The sequence below is a fragment of the Nonomuraea lactucae genome (genome assembly GCF_003313395.1).
In the GTDB taxonomy this organism is placed as follows: domain Bacteria; phylum Actinomycetota; class Actinomycetes; order Streptosporangiales; family Streptosporangiaceae; genus Nonomuraea; species Nonomuraea lactucae.
In genome coordinates, this window is record NZ_QNFZ01001057.1 from 12,517 (window position 1) to 29,528 (window position 17,012).

General features: G+C 71.8%; 16 protein-coding genes. 5 read left to right on the forward strand and 11 right to left on the reverse strand.

The features are described 5' to 3' along the window. Positions 1-9: 9 nt before the first annotated feature. On the forward strand, positions 10-684 hold the full coding sequence (locus DQW85_RS41445) for a FadR/GntR family transcriptional regulator (RefSeq protein ID WP_113705205.1): 675 nt from the start codon (positions 10-12) through the stop codon (positions 682-684). 81 nt (positions 685-765) lie between these two features. Here the strand turns inward: DQW85_RS41445 and DQW85_RS41450 are convergent, their stop codons facing one another. Further along, complete coding sequence (locus tag DQW85_RS41450; protein ID WP_113705206.1) at positions 766-1,461, reverse strand: YqeB family protein; 696 nt, start codon at positions 1,459-1,461, stop codon at positions 766-768. A 185-nt stretch (positions 1,462-1,646) separates the two neighbouring features. On the opposite strand from DQW85_RS41450, the gene DQW85_RS41455 reads away from it, so the two are divergent. Next, positions 1,647-2,624, forward strand: a complete 978-nt coding sequence (locus DQW85_RS41455; RefSeq protein ID WP_113705207.1) for a DNA polymerase ligase N-terminal domain-containing protein — start codon at positions 1,647-1,649, stop codon at positions 2,622-2,624. A gap of 37 nt (positions 2,625-2,661) precedes the next feature. Here DQW85_RS41455 and DQW85_RS41460 read toward each other — a convergent pair whose 3' ends face one another. Next, positions 2,662-3,492: an SAM-dependent methyltransferase gene (locus tag DQW85_RS41460; protein WP_240197763.1), complete on the reverse strand. Its 831-nt coding sequence runs from the start codon at positions 3,490-3,492 to the stop codon at positions 2,662-2,664. Between the two features lie 84 nt (positions 3,493-3,576). Here DQW85_RS41460 and DQW85_RS41465 point away from each other — a divergent pair, with 84 nt between their 5' ends. Next, complete coding sequence (locus DQW85_RS41465; RefSeq protein WP_113705209.1) at positions 3,577-4,926, forward strand: MFS transporter; 1,350 nt, start codon at positions 3,577-3,579, stop codon at positions 4,924-4,926. 64 nt (positions 4,927-4,990) lie between these two features. Here the strand turns inward: DQW85_RS41465 and DQW85_RS41470 are convergent, their stop codons facing one another. The 8 genes from DQW85_RS41470 to DQW85_RS41505 all read right to left on the reverse strand — a co-directional run bounded on the left by DQW85_RS41470 (position 4,991) and on the right by DQW85_RS41505 (position 12,836). Next, positions 4,991-6,049, reverse strand: a complete 1,059-nt coding sequence (locus DQW85_RS41470; protein WP_240197764.1) for an aldo/keto reductase — start codon at positions 6,047-6,049, stop codon at positions 4,991-4,993. Continuing rightward, positions 6,046-6,351, reverse strand: a complete 306-nt coding sequence (locus DQW85_RS41475; protein WP_113705210.1) for an L-rhamnose mutarotase — start codon at positions 6,349-6,351, stop codon at positions 6,046-6,048. The genes DQW85_RS41470 and DQW85_RS41475 overlap by 4 nt, the downstream gene beginning before the upstream one ends. Continuing rightward, positions 6,351-7,340, reverse strand: coding sequence for an ABC transporter permease (locus tag DQW85_RS41480; protein WP_240197765.1), 990 nt, complete (start codon positions 7,338-7,340; stop codon positions 6,351-6,353). Before DQW85_RS41480 ends, DQW85_RS41475 begins: the two co-directional genes overlap by 1 nt. Next, positions 7,337-8,794 carry a sugar ABC transporter ATP-binding protein gene (locus DQW85_RS41485; RefSeq protein WP_240197766.1) on the reverse strand — a complete coding sequence of 486 codons (1,458 nt, stop codon included), beginning with the start codon at positions 8,792-8,794 and terminating at the stop codon, positions 7,337-7,339. The genes DQW85_RS41480 and DQW85_RS41485 overlap by 4 nt, the downstream gene beginning before the upstream one ends. 29 nt (positions 8,795-8,823) lie before the next feature. Further along, positions 8,824-9,849 carry a sugar ABC transporter substrate-binding protein gene (locus DQW85_RS41490; protein ID WP_113705212.1) on the reverse strand — a complete coding sequence of 342 codons (1,026 nt, stop codon included), beginning with the start codon at positions 9,847-9,849 and terminating at the stop codon, positions 8,824-8,826. 76 nt (positions 9,850-9,925) lie between these two features. Continuing rightward, complete coding sequence (locus tag DQW85_RS41495) at positions 9,926-10,660, reverse strand: SDR family NAD(P)-dependent oxidoreductase (protein ID WP_113705213.1); 735 nt, start codon at positions 10,658-10,660, stop codon at positions 9,926-9,928. Beyond that, complete coding sequence (locus tag DQW85_RS41500; protein WP_113705214.1) at positions 10,657-11,994, reverse strand: L-fuconate dehydratase; 1,338 nt, start codon at positions 11,992-11,994, stop codon at positions 10,657-10,659. Before DQW85_RS41500 ends, DQW85_RS41495 begins: the two co-directional genes overlap by 4 nt. Further along, positions 11,991-12,836 carry a fumarylacetoacetate hydrolase family protein gene (locus tag DQW85_RS41505; RefSeq protein WP_113705215.1) on the reverse strand — a complete coding sequence of 282 codons (846 nt, stop codon included), beginning with the start codon at positions 12,834-12,836 and terminating at the stop codon, positions 11,991-11,993. Before DQW85_RS41505 ends, DQW85_RS41500 begins: the two co-directional genes overlap by 4 nt. Positions 12,837-13,289: 453 nt before the next feature. On the opposite strand from DQW85_RS41505, the gene DQW85_RS41510 reads away from it, so the two are divergent. Next, positions 13,290-14,474: a cytochrome P450 gene (locus DQW85_RS41510; RefSeq protein WP_205315807.1), complete on the forward strand. Its 1,185-nt coding sequence runs from the start codon at positions 13,290-13,292 to the stop codon at positions 14,472-14,474. 57 nt (positions 14,475-14,531) lie between these two features. On the opposite strand, the gene DQW85_RS41515 is transcribed toward DQW85_RS41510, so the two are convergent. Next, on the reverse strand, positions 14,532-15,989 hold the full coding sequence (locus DQW85_RS41515) for an aromatic amino acid ammonia-lyase (RefSeq protein ID WP_113705217.1): 1,458 nt from the start codon (positions 15,987-15,989) through the stop codon (positions 14,532-14,534). 113 nt (positions 15,990-16,102) lie between these two features. Here DQW85_RS41515 and DQW85_RS41520 point away from each other — a divergent pair. Continuing rightward, positions 16,103-17,012, forward strand: a 910-nt coding sequence (locus DQW85_RS41520) for an ABC transporter ATP-binding protein (RefSeq protein WP_162795793.1), incomplete at its 3' end; no start/stop codon positions are given.

Sequence of the window (17,012 nt, forward strand, 5' to 3'; positions counted from 1 at the left end):
GAGAAGAGCGTGGCGGTCACCGACGCGGCCATCGACAAGATCAAGCAGATGATCCTTTCCGGCGAGCTCGCGCCTGGAGACAGGCTCCCCAAGGAGGCCGACCTCGCCGAACGGCTGGGCCTGTCGCGCAACTCGCTGCGCGAGGCGGTCCGCGCGCTGGCGCTGATCAACGTGCTCGACGTACGGCAGGGCGACGGCACGTACGTCACGAGCCTGGAGCCGAGGCTGCTGCTCGACACCATGTCGTTCGTGCTCGACCTGCACCGCGACGACACGGTGCTGCAGTTCTTCGAGGTGCGCCGCATCCTGGAGCCGGCCGCGACCGCCATGGCCACCAAGCTCATGACCGACCAGGAGATCGACGAGCTGCGCGTCATCCTCGAGGCGCTGCCCGCCGACCCCTCTGTGGAGGAGCTCGTCGCCAACGACCTGCAGTTCCACGCCCGCATCGCCCGAGGGTCCGGCAACACTGTGCTCTGCTCGTTCATCGAGAGCCTGTCCGGGCCGACGACCAGGGCCAGGATCTGGCGAGGCCTCACCCAGGAGGGCGCCATGGACAAGACGCGGGAGCAGCACACAGCGATCTACGAGGCCATCGCGGCCCGGCAGGCGGACGTGGCCCGCTCGTGGGCCACGGTCCACGTGGCGGGCGTGGAGTCGTGGCTCCGCAGGGCCCTCGAGTGACGCCTGCCCTTCGCACGGGCCCTGCCCTTCGCACGGGCCCTGCCCTTCGCCGGGCTATGTGACGCCTGCCCATCGCACGGGCTAACGGGCCGTCCGGTGGGTGCGCCGCCAGTGCTGCCGCTTCTTCTCCTCGCGCACCACGACGCCCAGCTTCGCCAGCTCCCGCCGCAGCTCCTCGGCGTCCTCCACGTCGCCCTTCTCCAGGGCGCGTGCGCGCGCCTTGAGGAAGGCGTGTGCGGAGGCCGGCAGGTCGGGGTGCCCGTCCACCCACCGCTGGAAGTCCTCCCGGTGCGGATCGCCCTCGGCCAGCCACGGGTAGCCGTGGGCCAGGAAGGCGTCCGCGAGGCGCCGCTCCGCGGGCAGGTCGCCACCCTGCCGCACCGGCTCGCCGCCGTCGTGGTCGAGCAGCACGAGTTGCTTGGCGTCGTGGAAGGCCGCGACCACGGACCGGCGTGGCACCTCGCGCTTGGCGCCGCGGCAGACGACGGTCACCCCGTCGTCGGCCACGGTGACCTTCACGGCGTACTCCTCGGCGACCAGGGCCAGCACCACGCCGGCGAGCGCGCCGACGGCGACCGCGCCGATCGTGAACGGCGTCGCGGGGACCGACTCGGCCAGCCGCAGCGGCCCCTGGAACGGCGTCCACGGCAGCGACCCAGCCCACCCGACCACGAACTTCAGCAGCCAGCCGGCCCCGGCCCCCAGCAGCGGAGCCACCACCCAGAACAGCACCCGCTCCCAGGCCGCCGGGCCGACGACCGTCGCTCCGGGTGGCATCCCTCGTTCTCCCTTCGGCCCTGTCCGCCCTGGCCCCCACCGGGCGGGGCGTGCCGCTGCCAACGTAGCCCCCGGTCGGGCGGCCGTTCGTCGGCCGAAAGTAGCGGCCACCCCGACTTTGGTCGCCCACCCCCGCTGGTCCGGCCCGTAGGCGATGGGAACGCCTGACGGGGTAGGACGCCTGTGTGGCCGACAGACTCGAGCAGTATCGGAGCAAGCGCGACCCCAGCCGTACCCCCGAGCCCGTCCCCGCGGAGGCGCCCGAGCCACGTGACGGCGACGCCTTCGTGATCCAGGAGCACCACGCCCGGTCGCTGCACTGGGACCTGCGGCTGGAGCGCGACGGCGTGCTCGCGTCGTGGGCGATCCCCAAGGGCCTGCCCCCGGACCCCGCCGTGAACCACCTGGCCGTGCGGACCGAGGACCATCCGATGGAGTACCTCACCTTCCACGGCGAGATCCCGCGGGGCGAGTACGGCGGCGGCACGATGACGCTCTGGGACAGCGGCACGTACGAGACGGAGAAGTGGTCGGACCGCGAGGTCAAGGTGGTGCTGCACGGCTCGCGGGCTTCGGGCCGCTTCGTCCTCTTCCAGACGAACGGCAAGAACTGGATGATCCACCGCATGGACGCCCCGGCGCGCGACCCGTTCCCCCCGCTGGAGCCCATGCTGCCGGTGGAGCGGGCCCGGCCGCCGCGCGACGAAGAGAAGTACGCGTTCGAGTTCGCCTGGGGCGGCCGGCGGACCCTGGTGCCGATCGACGGCGGACGCACGGACGCCGCCCGGGAGCACCCCTGGCTCCGGCCGCTCGCCGCCTCCTTCGGCAGCCGCAGCGCGGTCCTGGACGGGGAGGTCGTCACGCTGGCGGGCGCCGAGGTGCTGGTCTGCTACGACCTCCTCTACGACGACGGCCGCCCGCTGGTGGCCGAGCCGTACCCCGCGCGCCGCGCGGCGCTGGAGGCCCTCGGCCTGTCGGCCGCCCGCTGGCAGACCGCGCCCTCGTGGCCCGGCCAGGCCGCACCGGTACGGCGGGCGGCCCGAGACCAGGGCCTGCCCGGGATCGTGGCCAAACGCCTGGACTCCCCCTACGAGCCGGGCAGGTCCAAGGCGTGGATCTTCGTACCGTCCGATACGGCGAGGACGCGACGGAGCCGGCGCTGAGGGGTTCCGCGGCGATCCCGGCGCGGCCGCGGCGGGCTCACCCGACCCGGCCGATTCCGCACATGAAGTAGTTGTCCACCCGGGCGAAGACCGGGTCGGTGACGGGTACGTCCATCCGCCACTCGTGGAGGTTGACCAGGCCGGGCTCGACCAGCTCCAGCCCGTCGAACATGGGCGCGATCTCGCTGGACATCCTCGCGACGAACCGCGCCGAGGCGTTGTCGTACACGCGCTCCACGTCGGGCGCCACCTGCGGCCGTTCGTCGACCGCCACGTGGGAGATCACGATGTAGCTGCCCGGGGGGAGCGCTTCGCGGATCCGGGCGACGATGCCGACGGGGTCGTCGCCGTCCGGGATGAAGTGGAGGATCGCGAGGAGGAGGACCGCGACCGGCCGGTCGAAGTCGAGGTGCCGGCGGATGGCGGGGTCCGCCAGGATCTCCTCCGGCCGCCGCAGGTCGCCCTGCGCGGCCAGCACCTCCGGGCTCTTCTGCAGCAGCGCCCTGGCGTGGACGAGCACCTGGGGGTCGTTGTCGACGTACACGGTGCGCCCTCCCGGCGCGAACCGCGCCGCGAGCTGGTGCACATTGTCCTGCGTCGGCAGGCCGGCGCCGATGTCGAGGAACTGCCGGATGCCCTGGTCGGCGAGGAACCGCATGGCGCGGGACAGGAAACGCCGGTTCTCCCGGATGCCGATCGGGATCTCAGGGACGAGCTTCAGCGCGCGGTCGGCGGCCTCCCGGTCGACCGGAAGGTGGTCCTTGCCCCCCAGGAAGTAGTCGTACATGCGGGCGGCGTTGGGAATGGACGCGTTGAAGCCGACGCCGATCAGGGCCGGGTTCATCTCGTCTCCACTGGTGGGCCTCACACGACGATCTTAACAACGAAGCGTGATTATCCGTATATACGGGTAATCCTCGTGCTCGACAGGACACAGTGCCATGATCTTCCCATGGCCGCTCCCCCCACGCGCCGTGTGCTGGGCGCTCAGCTCGCCGACGGCGTCACCCGAGGAAACATGTGGGCCCTGCTGTCCTTCGCGACGGCCGGCACCGCGGTGATCTCCTTCCTGCCGTCCACCCAGCCGCACATCCTCACGACGATCCTCGGCGTGCCGGAGTCCGCCCAGGGAACGGTCGTCGGGCTGCTGGGGTTCGCCGCCGAACTGGCGATGATCCTCAGCCTCGCCTGGTACGGGGCGCTGAGCGACCGGTTCGGCCGGCGGCTCATCGTCCTTGTCGGCCTGCTCCTGTGCGCGCTCGGCATCGCGCTGTTCCCCTTCGCCGGCAACACCGCGGTCCTGGTCGCGCTGCGCGTGGTGTTCGGGCTGGGGGTGGCCGCGCTGAACGCCATGATGTCGACGATCGCGATCGACTACGTGCGCACGCGCTCGCGCGGGAAGTCGTACGGGCTCGTCGGCGTCTTCGGCGGCCTCGGGGCACTGGTGGCCGTGCTGGTCCTGGTCAGGCTGCCACGGACCATGGAGGCCCAGGGGCTGGAGCCCGTGGCGGCGACGCGCGTCTCGTTCCTGATCATCGCGGGCGGCATCCTGGTCGTGGCCGGCCTGCTGTGGCTGGGCCTGTCCCCGGCGAAGGCGGACGGGGCCTCCCCCGAGCACGCGTCGCTGCCCCGCCTGGCGCGGGAGGGGCTGGTCCTCGTCCGCGACCCGGGGGTCGCCCTGTCCTACGCCGCCTCCTTCGTGGCCCGCGCCGACCTCGCCATCGTCGTGGGCTTCATGACTCTGTGGATCACCGATCACGCCACCACCGAACGCGGGCTGTCGGGCGCGGAGGCGCTGGCCAGAGCAGGTGCCGTGGTGGGTGTGTCACAGATGGTCGCGCTGGCGTGCGCGCCCCTGTTCGGCTGGCTCGGCGACCGGATGCGGCGCCAGGACCTGGTGATCGTGGCGCAGCTCGTCGCGGCGTGCGCGTACCTCTCGACGCTGTTCGTCACCGATCCCCTCGGCGCCGACATGATGATCGTCGCCGTGCTGATCGGGGTCGGGGAGATCGCCGGCATCACCACCGCGGGCCCGCTGCTCGCCCAGCAGGTGCCCGCCGAGGTGCGCGGCTCGGCGTTCGGCGTGCACACGCTCTGCGGGGCCGCCGGGATCATGATCCTCTCGGCGCTGGGCGGGGTGCTCTACGACACGTGGCGGCCCGCGGGCCCGTTCGTGGCCGCCGGGGTGGCCGGGCTCGTCGTCGCCGCCTTCGGCCTCGCCGTGCGGCGGCGGGTCAGGGCGAGCAGCCGGGCCGATCTGGGGCGTGAGGCGATGCCCGAGGAGGGCTCCCTGCCCGGCTGACAGGGCGGCCCGCCCGGCCACCGGCGCGCACGCGCCGCGCACCCGGTGCCGGATCGGGGGGCGCCTACGCCTTCTCCGACTGAGGCAGCAGGCCCTCCGCCTCCAGTTCCGCCCAGAGGTCCGCGGGGACCGGGCGCCGCTGGAGGGCCGCGTTGGCGGCCACCTCCTCCGGTGATCGGGCGCCCACGACGACCGAGGCGATCGCCGGGTGACGCAGCGGGAACGCCATCGCCGCCTGCGGCAGCGCCACGCCGTGCGCCTCGCAGACCGCGGCGACGCGCCGGGCCCGTTCCAGGACGGCGGCCGGTGCGGGCCGGTAGTCGAACGTGCCCGACGGCGGGGACGTCGCCAGCAGGCCGCTGTTGAAGACGCCCGCCGCCAGCACCCGCACGCCCCGCTCCAGGCAGGCGTCCAGCAGGGGCAGGCCCGACTGGTCGATCACCGTGTAGCGGCCGGCGAGCATGACCACGTCGATGCCGGTCTCCTGGACGAAGCGCAGGGGAGCCCGCCACTGGTTCATGCCGACCCCGATGGCCCCGACGACGCCCTGCTCCCGCAGCTCGGCCAGCGCCGGATACGCCCGCGCGAGCGCCTCCTCCATGTGGTCGTCCGGATCGTGGATGAGGGCGATGTCCACGCGGGGCAGCCCGAGCCGGGCCAGCGAGTCCTCCAGGGACCTCCGCACGCCGTCACGCGAGAAGTCCCACACCCGCTCGTGGTCGGCGGGCACGTCGAAGCCCTGGTCGTCGCGCGCGCCCGGCCGGCCCGCCCGGCCTGACGGCCGGAGCAGGCGGCCGACCTTGGTGGACAGCACGTAGCCGGTACGGCCGGCGAGCGCGGCCCCGAGCCGGCGCTCGGAGAGGCCGAGCCCGTAGTGCGGCGCCGTGTCGAACAGCCGGACCCCGTGCGACCAGGCGGCGTCGATCGTCGCGCGGGCCTGCTCCTCGCCGACGGCCTCGTACAGCCCGGCGATCGGCGCTGTGCCGAGCCCGTGGCGTGGCAGCTCCGGAGGCGTCCCGCCATCTCCCGGATCCGTCACGCCGTCCCCCGGATCCGTCACGCCGTCCCCCGGACGCGTCACGCCGTCCCCCGGACCCGTCACGCCGTCCCCCGGACCCGTCACGTCATCTCCCAGACCAGGAGCAGGCCGCCGGAGTCCTTGTCGAAGTCGCCGTCGAGCAGCCGGTTCATCCGCGCCTGCCACGCCTGGTCGGCCGGGTCGTCGCGCAGCGCCGCCTGGAGGGCCGCGTAGTCGTCCACCTCGACGAAGTGGAACAGATCCAGGCCGTCGCGGAAGATGCGCCAGGAGTGCACCCCGTGCGCGCGCATCGCCTGCTCCAGTTCGGCCGGGATCCGCGCGTGCTCGGCGTCGTAGGTTTCCTCGCAGCCGGGTCTGAGCCGGGTGCGCAGCGCCAGCCGTTCCATCAGTCCTGTGCCTTTCCGCCCGCGATCCGGCTGATCATGAGGGCGATCAGGATGATGCCACCGTAGACGACCGGCTGCCAGAAGCCGGAGACGCCCTTGAGGGTGAGGAGGTTCTGCACGAGGCCGATCACGAGCACGCCGGTGAGAGCGCCGAGGATGGTGCCCTTGCCGCCGTCCATGCTGACGCCGCCGATGACCGCCGCGGCGAACACCATGAAGATCCAGCCCACGCCCTGGTTGGAGCCGATCGCGCCCAGGCGGCCGGTCTCCAGGACGCCGGCCAGCGCCGCCAGCGTGCCGCCCAGGATGAACACGCCCCACAGCACCCGGTCCACCCGGATGCCGGCGGCGCGGGCGGCGTCGGTGTTGCCGCCGATGGCGTACATGGAACGGCCGACGCGGAAGTAGGCCAGCCCGGCGATGCCCGCGGCGAACAGCGCGCCCGCGATCCAGACGGCCGCCGGCAGGCCGAGCCACACGGCGCTGCCCAGGTAGAGGATCGAGTCGGGGAGCTGGAACAGCGTCTTGCCCTCGGTGGGGCCGAGCTGCAACCCGTGGACGATGATCAGCATGGCCAGCGTGACGATGAACGCCGACAGCTGGAACTTGATGATCAGGAACCCGTTGAAGGCTCCGATCGCCGCGCCGACGAGCAGGCAGAACGGGATCACCAGCGCGCCCGGCAGCCCGATGCCGAACCCGCCCGCCGACGCCGGGACCACCAGCATCACCGCGATGGCCGGGGCCATGCCGACCGTCGACTCCAGCGACAGGTCGAACTTGCCGGAGATCAGGATCAGCGCCTCGGCCAGCACGAGCAGGGAGATCGACGCCTGCTGCTGGAGCACGTTGGTGAGGTTGCCCGGCGTCAGGAAGATCGGGTCCAGGAACGCGCCCACGACGAGCAGGATCACGATCACCGGGACGAGGGTCAGGTCCCGGAACCTGGCGAGCCGCACCCGAGGGGTGGGCGCAGTCAGTGTCGTCACTGTCGAATGCCTTCCATCACGGCCACGAGCTCGTGGTCGGTCCACCCGCGCGGCACGTCCCTCACCACCCTGCCGTGGAACATCACCAGAACCCTGTCGCAGATGCGCAGGTCGTCGAGCTCGTCGGAGACCAGCACGGCGCCCGCGCCCCGCTCGACGGCCTCCTCCACGGCGCCGAGCAGGGCCTGCCTGGCCCTGACGTCCACGCCCGCCGTCGGGTTGATCACCACGAGCGCGGACGGGTCGTCGACCAGCGCCCGCGCGAAGACCACCTTCTGCGCGTTGCCGCCGGACAGGTCGCCGACGGGCTGTTCGGGGCCTTCGGTCTTGATGTGCAGGTCCTCGATCATCCGCAGCGCCCTGGCCCGCCGCCTGGCGGGCGAGACGGTGCCGAACCGGCCGAGCTTGTGGGCGATCGGGATCGTGGCGTTCTCGGCCACGGACAGCAGGGGGACGAAGCCCTCGTGGTGGCGGTCCTCGGGGACGAAGCCGAGGCCGGCGCGGAGCGCGGAGGGGACGTCGCCCGGCCTCACCCGGGTGCCGTTGACGGTCACGGTGCCCGAGTCGGCCCTGCGGAGGCCGACCAGGGTCTCGGCCAGGCGGACCTTGCCGCTGCTGCCGGAGCCGGCCAGGCCCACGACCTCGCCCGACCTCACGGATATGTCGACGTCCCGGTAGCGGCCGGCCAGCGACAGCCTCGCTCCCGACAGCACGACCCGGCCGGCCGGCGTCCGGGCGCGCGACTCGTACGCGGCCGGACGCCGACCGGCCTCGCCCGTCATGGCGGAGACCAGCTCGTCGTGCGGGAACCCGGCGACCGGCCTGGTGAGGACGTGCCGGGCGTCGCGGAAGACCGTGACGCTCTGGCAGATCTCGTACACCTCGTCCAGGTGGTGGGAGATGTACATCATCGTCACGCCCTGCTCGCGCAGCGCGCGCATGCGGGCGAACAGGCGGTCGATGGCGGGGCCGTCCAGCCGGGCCGTCGGCTCGTCGAGGATGATGAACCTGGCGCCGAACGACAGCGCGCGGGCGATCTCCAGAAGCTGCCGCTGCTCGACGCCCAGGTCGCCGGTGAGCGCCTCGGCGTCCACGTCCACCTCGTACGTGGCCAGCACCTCTCGGGCCCTGGCCCGCAGCCGCCGCCAGTTGATCGGCCCGCGGCCGGTCTGGCGGTTGAGGAAGAGGTTCTCCGCGACCGTGAGGGCCGGGATGATCGTGGACTTCTGGTAGACGCACGCCACCCGCTGCCGCCAGGCGTCGCGGTCGGCGAGGGCGGGCGCCGCCTCCCCGGCGAACAGCACCTCGCCCTCGTCCTGCCGCTGGAGCCCGGTAAGGATCGACACGAGGGTGGACTTGCCCGCGCCGTTGCGGCCGACGAGGGCGTGGGTCTCACCCGGCGCGATCGCGATGCCCGCCCCGTCGAGCGCCACGGTCGGACCGAAGCGCTTCACAACGTTCCGAGCTTCAACGTGATATTTCATTACTTGACCTGATTGCCCCAGAGGTTCTTGTCGTCCACGTTCTCCTTGGTCACCAGCGGGGCCGGGAGCTGGTCCTCCAGGCCGTTGGGGAGCTGGATGATCGTGCTGTCGTGGTCCGTCGGCCCCGGCTTGAAGCTCCTGCCCTCGACCGCCGCCTTGGCGTAGGACAGCGCGTACTTCGCGTACAGGTCGGCCGGCTGCGACACGGTGGCGTCGATCTCGCCCTTCCGGATCGCCTCGAACTCCTGCGGGATGCCGTCGTTGGAGACCACGAAGACGTGCTTGGGGTCGTCCGGCGGCACGAGCAGGTTCTTCTGCTTGAGCACCTGCAGCGTCGGCGCCAGGTGGACGCCGCCCGCGTGCATGTAGACGCCCTTGATGTCCGGGTGCTGCTCCAGGCGGGTCTGCAGCATGGAGGCGGCCTTGCTGCCCTCCCACTCCGTCGGCTCCTCGAAGACGGTGATCCCCGGGAACCTGGACTTCATGCACTCGCGGAACGCCTCGGCCCGGTCGCGCCCGTTGATCGAGCTCAGCGCCCCCATCAACTGGACGACCTTGCCCTTGCCGCCGAGCTTCTCGCCGAGGAACTCGCAGGCCTTCGTCCCGTACGCCCGGTTGTCCGCGCGCACGACCATGTAGACCTTGCCCTTGTCGGGCCGGGTGTCCACGCTGACGACGGGGACCTTCTTGTTCTCCAGGGTCTGGAGCGTGGTGGCGATCGCGCCCGTGTCCTGCGGGGCCATGACGATCGCCTTGGCGCCCTGGCCGATCAGCGCCTGGACGTTGTTGACCAGCTTGGTCACGTCGTTCTGCGAGTTGGTGGGCGGCATCAGGTCGACCTTGAGCTCGCCCGCCATCTGCGGGACGTACTTGATGTAGGAGTTCCAGAAGTCGGAGTCGGCGCGCGGATGGTCGATGCCGACCTTGCCGCCTCCGCCCCCTTCGCCGGCTGTGGGTGTGCTTGAGCCGCACGCGGCGACGATCGTGATGAGGGCCGCGCCTGCGACCGCCGGGCCGAGCTTCATCGTAGGGAGCTACCTTCCTCGGGCGGGCCTGGCCCGGCGGGCCGGGCCCTGATCTTGCCTGGTTCAGTTCCGCGGTTCAGTTCCGCGGCCGGAGCCGCAGCCCTTGCATGCCGCCGTCGACCGCGAGCGACGTGCCCGTGGTCGCGCCGGCCTCCGGACCCGCCAGGTAGGCGATCGCCGCGGCGACCTCCTCGGCGCTGACCAGCCGCCCCATCGGCTGCCTGGCGTTCAGCGCCCTCCTCTCCGCCTCCGGGTCGTCGGCCGCCGCGAGCAGCCTGCCGACCCAGGGGGTGTCCGCCGTGCCGGGGTTGACGCAGTTGACGCGGATGCCCTCGCGTACGTGGTCGGCCGCCATCGCCAGGGTCAGTGACAGCACGGCCCCCTTGGTCGCGCTGTAGAGCGCCCGGTCGGGCAGCCCGGCGGTGGCGGCGATCGAGCAGACGTTCACGATCGCCGCGTGCTCAGATCTCCTCAGGTACGGCAGGGCCGCCCGGGACACCCGCACCATGCCGAAGACGTTGACGTCGAAGACCTTCTGCCATTCGCTGTCCGGGTTGTCCTCGACCGTGCCCTGCGCGCCGATCCCCGCGTTGTTGACGACCACGTCGATGCCGCCGAGCCGCTCGGCCGCCTCGGCGACGGCCGCGCGCACGCCGGCGTCGTCGGTGACGTCCATCTTGATCCCGGTGAACGGCTCGCCCGGCGGGTTGAGGTCGAGGCAGGCGACCTCCATGCCACGCTCGGCCAGCAGGGCCGCGGTGGCGAGGCCGATGCCGGATCCGCCGCCTGTCACGATCGCTTTCAGACTCATGCGTCCTTCCAGACCTCGCCGCCGGGGAAGCTGTGGGCGGCGATCGACTCGGCGCGCATCTCGGCGCTGAAGCCGGGCGCGCTCGGGGCGACGTACCTGCCGTTCTCGATGACGACCGGGTCCACAAAGTGCTCGTGCAGGTGGTCGACGTACTCGATCACCCGGTTCTCCATGGACCCGGTGACCGCCACGTAGTCGAACATCGACAGGTGCTGCACCAGCTCGCACAGCCCCACGCCGCCGGCGTGCGGGCAGACGGGGATGCCGAACCTGGCGGCCAGCAGCAGGATCGCGATGTTCTCGTTGACGCCGCCGACGCGGGCCGAGTCGATCTGCAGGTACGAGATCGCGCCGGCCTGAAGGAGCTGCTTGAACACGATCCGGTTCTGCACGTGCTCGCCGGTGGCCACCGCGATGGGCCGGATGCCCTCCGCTATGGCGGCGTGACCGAGCACGTCGTCGGGGCTGGTGGGCTCCTCGACCCAGTGCGGGTTGAAGTCCCTGAGCGCGTTCACCCACTCGATGGCCGAGGCCACGTCCCAGCGCTGGTTGGCGTCGACCGCGATCGGGTAGTCGGGCCCGCAGACCTCGCGGGCCACCCTGAAGCGGCGCACGTCGTCGGCCAGGTCGGCGCCCACCTTGAGCTTGATCTGGCGGAATCCGTGGTCGAGCGCCTCCTTGCAGAGCCGCCTCAGCTTGTCGTCGTCGTAGCCGAGCCAGCCGGGCGAGGTGGTGTAGGCGGGATAGCCCTCCGACCTGAGCCGGGCGATCCGTTCCGCCTTGCCGTTCTCGGCCCGCCTCAGGATCCGCAGGGCCTGCTCCGGTGTCAGCGCGTCGGTCAGGTAACGGAAGTCGACGAGGTCGACGATCTGCTCGGGCGTCATCTCCGACAGCAGCAGCCAGACCGGCTTGCCCTCGCGCCTGGCCCGCAGGTCCCACAGGGCGTTGACCACGGCGGAGATCGCCATGTGCATGACGCCCTTCTCCGGGCCCAGCCAGCGCAGCTGCGAGTCGCCGACCATCTCCTTGTAGAGCGCGCCGAGGTCCTCGACGTCCCTGCCGATCACGTACGGCCGCAGCGCGGTGATCGCCGCGGTCTGCACGTCGTTGCCGCGCCCGATCGTGAACGCGAACCCGTGGCCGGAGTAACCGTCGTCGGTCCTGAGCACGACGTACGCGGCCGAGTAGTCGGGGTCGGGGTTCATCGCGTCGGAGCCGTCGAGCTGGCGCGAGGTGGGGAAGCGCACGTCGTGCGTCTCCATGGCCACGATCCGGTACGGCCGCGCCACGCCGCCCGGCGCCGCCACGGCCTCCCGGCCGTCCGGGGCCGTCATGCCTGCCCCACGATCTGGCGCTGGCGGCCGAGGCCCTCGATCTCCAGCTCCATCACGTCACCCGCGCGCAGATAGGGCTGACCCGGGAGGCCCATGGCGACGCCCGCGGGAGTGCCCGTGTTGATGACGTCTCCCGGGTCGAGCACCATGAACCAGCTCAGATACCTGACGAGCTCCGCCACATCGAAGATCATGTTCTTGCTGTTGCCGTCCTGGCGCGGTGCGCCGTTCACCCACACCCGCATGGCCAGGTCCTGCGGGTCGCCGACCTCGTCCGCGGTCACCAGCCAGGGGCCCAGCGGGTTGAACGTCTCGCACGACTTGCCCTTGTCCCACTGCCCGCCCCGCTCCAGCTGGAACTCCCGCTCGGAGACGTCGTTGGACACCGCGTACCCCGCCACGGCGTCCAGCGCCTCCTCGCGGCTGCCGAGGTAGCTCGCCCGCCTGCCGATGACGACGGCCAGCTCGACCTCCCAGTCGGTCTTCACGCTCCCGCGCGGCACCAGCACCTCGTCGTACGGACCGACCACGGTGTTGGACGCCTTCATGAACACGACGGGTTCGGCCGGCACCTCCAGACCGGACTCGGCCGCGTGGTCGCTGAAGTTGAGCCCGATGCAGACGATCTTCCCCGGGCGCGCGACGGGCGCGCCGACGCGCAGCCCCTCCGCGTCGATGACGGGCAGCGAATCACGCTGGAGCGCCTCCCGGACGCGCGCCACTCCCCCGGAGGCGAGGAAAGTCCCGTCGATCTCGGGCTCTCCGATGTCGCGCAGGTTGCCGGCGCCGTCCATCACCACCGGCCGCTCCTGCCCGACAGGTCCTACTCGCAGCAGCTTCACACTGCACCCTTCACCTATACATCGGATGTCTCTAGGTCTGATGCTGCGGTCCGACGGGGGCGATGTCAACCCTCCAGAGGCCCATACATCGGATCCATGCCCGATTTGCCGCCCTTTCAGCCTGGCAAGCGCTTGCCCACCCAGGATCATCACGGAAAGACATCGGAGGAGAACGGCAGGCACCGGAGCTATATCCCGAGGGCACCCAACGAAGGTCATCGGATGGGTCTCCTAGAACCTCGTCACGGACTGGAGCCCACCCGACACCCGCGAGCCGTCCTCCCTCACCACAGCCGCCCGCGATCTCCACCCCGCGATTGACGATCAGCAGACACCCGATGAATGCCGCCACTCGCGCGGGACCCGTTGACTGCGGCGCGGTCGCGTAATAGAACACGTTTCAGTACATGCCTTAACCAAGCGCTTGATCACGAACGCCGAGGTGGGGTTGCAGTGCGGATAGACCTCGTCGACCAGGACCACTACGCCAGCGCGGGCCCGCCTCATGACCAGCTCCGCTGGCTGCGCGAGAACGACCCCGTCCACCGGCACGACGGCGAGCCGGCGTTCTGGGCGGTCACCCGATACGACGAGGTCGTGCACGTGTCACGGCACTCGGAGCTGTTCTCCTCGCACCGCAGGCTCGCGATCTTCAACGAGACGACGGACGAGCAGGTCGAGATGCAGCGGCTGATGATGCTGAACCAGGACCCGCCGGAGCACACGCGGCGGCGCTCGCTGGTCAACCGGGGCTTCACGCCGCGCACCATCGGGGCTCTCGAGCAGCACATCCGCGACATCTGCGACGACCTCCTCGGCAAGTGCACGGGTGAGGTCGACTTCGTCACCGAGGTGGCCGCCCCGCTGCCGCTGTACGTGATCTGCGAGCTGCTCGGCGCCCCCGTCTCCGACCGCGACAAGATCTTCTCCTGGTCCAACCGCATGATCGGCGCGCAGGACCCCGACTACGGCGACTCAGAGGACGACGGCAGCGCGGCGGCCATGGAGCTGTACGCCTACGCCAACCGACTGGCCGCCTTACGCCGGGCCGGCCCCAGGGACGACATCGTCACCAAGCTCCTCCAGCCGGACGAGAACGGCGAGACGCTCGACGAGAACGAGTTCGACCTGTTCGTCCTCCTCCTGGTGGTCGCCGGCAACGAGACCACCCGCAACGCGGCCTCGGGCGGCATGCTCGCCCTGTTCGACCACCCGGCGCAGTGGGACCGCCTGGTGGCCGACCCCTCGCTCGCGCGCACGGCGGCCGACGAGATCGTCCGCTGGGTCTCGCCGGTGAACCTCTTCCGCCGCACGGCCACCCGAGACCTGGTGCTGGGCGGCAAGGAGATCCGGGAGAACGACAAGGTGGTGGTCTTCTACTCGTCGGCGAACCGGGACGCCTCGGTCTTCCCGGACGCCGAGGTCTTCGACGTCGCCCGCGACCCCAACCCGCACATCGGTTTCGGAGGCGGCGGCGCCCACTTCTGCCTGGGCAACCACCTGGCCAAGCTGGAGCTCCGCATCCTCTTCGAGCAACTGGCCCGCCGCTACCCCCGCCTGCGCCGGTCGGGCGAGCCCCGGCGCCTGCGCTCGAACTTCATCAACGGCATCAAGGAGCTCCCGGTCACCCTGACCTGACCCCGCTCTCCACGGCCCGGCCAGGCCGGTCTCAAGCGGTCGTCTCAGGTGGTCGTCTCAGGTGGTGGCCAGCGTGTCGAGGAGGGTGGCCGCCGTCTCGACGTCCCCGCTCAGCGGCCGGTCCTCAGTTCGCGGGTCGAGCCGTCCCGACGCGACGGCGAACGCCGAGCCGACCGGCGTGCCGGGGTCGGGGGTGACGCCGCGCTGCCGCAGCGCCCGTACGGCCGAGACCAGCTCGCACGCCAGGACGAGCCGGTAGGAGGCGGCGGCCCGGAGGGTCTGGCGGGCCGACTGGGAGGCGAAGCCGGCGTGCTCCTCCACCCCGCGTGACAGCACGGCGTGCCCGAGCGCGGCCGGGTAGGCGAGGCCCCGCAGGTCGGCCAGGGCCGAGTTGGCCGAATACTCGAGGATCATCACGCCCGAACTGGCCGTCGCCCCCGAGGCCAGGAAGGGCCGCAGCCCGGTGAGGGCCGGCTCGACGAGAGTGGCCAGCCGTGCGGTCGACAGGTGGGCGGTGTGCAGCAGCGCCACCCGCAGGTGATCGAGCGCGAGCCCCAGCGCGGCCTGGTGGAAGCCCCCATGGTGGTGCAGGGTCCCGCCGGCCGCCCGTACGAGGGGGTTCTCGGCCGCCGCGTTGATCTCGACGGTGAGCACCCGCTCGGTCAGCGCCGCCGCCTCCACGGCGGGCCCGTGGACCTGCGGGAAGCAGCGGTAGCCGAACGGGTCCTGCACCCGGGCGGTCGCCTGCCGCGGCCCGCCGAGCAGCCGCCGCAGCTCGGCGGCCACCTCGACGCTTCCGGGGTGCGGCCGGGCGGCGTGCACCTCCTCGTCGTACGGCTCGCTGCCGCCGTCCACCGCGAGCAGGGACAGCGCGGTGACGACGTGGGTGGCACGCAGCAGGGCGGCGATGTCGGCCCAGGCGAGCGCGGCTTGCCCGATGGTGAGGGCGCCGCTGCTGATGAACGCCAGCGCGTCACCCGACTCCAGCGTCACGGGCGCGGGCGGCTCTCCGCGGCCGTCGGTCCACGGCCGCTCGCCGATGAGGGTGAGCCCGGTCTCGGCCAGCGCGGTCAGGTCACCGGTGCCGATGGCCCCCACCTCGTGCACCTCGGGGAGGTGGCCGGAGCCGAGCGCGCCCGCCATCGCCTGGGCGAAGACGGGCTGCAGCCCGGCCCCTCCGGCGAGGATCTGGTTGGCCCGTACGGCGAGCATCGCGCGCACCTGGTCGGCCGGCGCGAGCGGGCCGACCCCGCCCGCGTGGCTGCGCAGCAGGCGCAGGCCGTGGGTGTCGCTGTCGGCCGCGGCGACGTCCTCGGTGCGGTTGGCCCCCACCCCCGTGTTGCGCCCGTAGACCGGACGGCGCGTCACGATCGCCTTGACCGACAGGTGCGCCGCGGCGGCCCGCTCCAGCCCGCCGGGGTCCAGCCGGACGGCGGTGCCGGGCCGGCGGGCCAGACCGGCGATGTCGGCGGGGCCTACCCGTGCCCCGTCCAGCACGATCGCCCGCGACGCCATCAGGACTCCTTCACGCGCTCTTGACCGGTGATTGCGGTTGGACCTATTGACATGAACTTATGCAGGGTTAATCCTGCATGAAATTATGCATGCGAGGCAAGAGGTGAAACCCGGTGATCACTTTCGAGGCGGTCAGCAAGGTCTATCCGGACGGCACGACAGCCGTGGACACGCTCGACATGGTCATCCCCGAAGGCCGCATCACCGTGCTGGTCGGCTCGTCCGGCTGCGGCAAGACCACCACGCTGCGCATGATCAACCGAATGATCGAGGCGTCCTCCGGCACGATCACCGTCGGCGGTGACGACATCGCCGCCCTCGACGAGAACACCCTGCGCCGCGGCATCGGCTACGTGATCCAGCAGAGCGGCCTGTTCCCGCACAGGACCGTCCTCGACAACATCGCCACCGTGCCCCGCCTGCTCGGCTGGGACAGGAGGAAGGCCCGCGCCCGGGCGGCGGAGCTGCTGGAGACGGTCGGCCTGCCGGACGCCATGGGCGCGCGCTACCCCCACCAGCTGTCCGGCGGGCAGCAGCAGCGCGTCGGCGTGGCCAGGGCACTGGCCGCCGACCCGCCGGTGCTGCTCATGGACGAACCGTTCGGCGCCGTGGACCCCCTCGTCCGCGCGCTCCTGCAGGACGAGCTGATCAGGCTCCAGGCGGAGCTGCGCAAGACCATCGTGTTCGTCACCCACGACATCGACGAGGCCGTGCGGCTGGGCGACCGGATCGCGGTGTTCCGCACCGGGGGGCATCTGGTGCAGTTCGCCCCGCCGGCCGAGCTGCTCGCGCGGCCCGCGGACGACTTCGTGGCGGGGTTCCTCGGGGCGGAGCGCGGCCTGAAGCTGCTCTCCCTCACCTCGCTCGCCACGGTGCCCACGACGCCCGTCGCCACCGTCCCGGTGTCGGCCTCCCTGGCCGAGGCGCGCGCCGGCGCCGACCGCGCGGGCGAGCGGTGGGTGCTCGCGGTCGGCGAGGACGGAGCGCCACGCGGCTGGCTCGACACCGGCGGCCTCGATCGCG

Coding starts and splice junctions, on each gene's coding strand:
- DQW85_RS41450 (WP_113705206.1), bottom strand. CDS start 1,461: ATGCCACCCGGAGCGACGGTCGTCGGCCCGGCGGCCTGGGAGCGGGTG.
- DQW85_RS41515 (WP_113705217.1), bottom strand. CDS start 15,989: ATGGCGTCGCGGGCGATCGTGCTGGACGGGGCACGGGTAGGCCCCGCC.
- DQW85_RS41490 (WP_113705212.1), bottom strand. CDS start 9,849: ATGAAGCTCGGCCCGGCGGTCGCAGGCGCGGCCCTCATCACGATCGTC.
- DQW85_RS41465 (WP_113705209.1), top strand. CDS start 3,577: ATGGCCGCTCCCCCCACGCGCCGTGTGCTGGGCGCTCAGCTCGCCGAC.
- DQW85_RS41500 (WP_113705214.1), bottom strand. CDS start 11,994: ATGACGGCCCCGGACGGCCGGGAGGCCGTGGCGGCGCCGGGCGGCGTG.
- DQW85_RS41475 (WP_113705210.1), bottom strand. CDS start 6,351: ATGGAACGGCTGGCGCTGCGCACCCGGCTCAGACCCGGCTGCGAGGAA.
- DQW85_RS41495 (WP_113705213.1), bottom strand. CDS start 10,660: ATGAGTCTGAAAGCGATCGTGACAGGCGGCGGATCCGGCATCGGCCTC.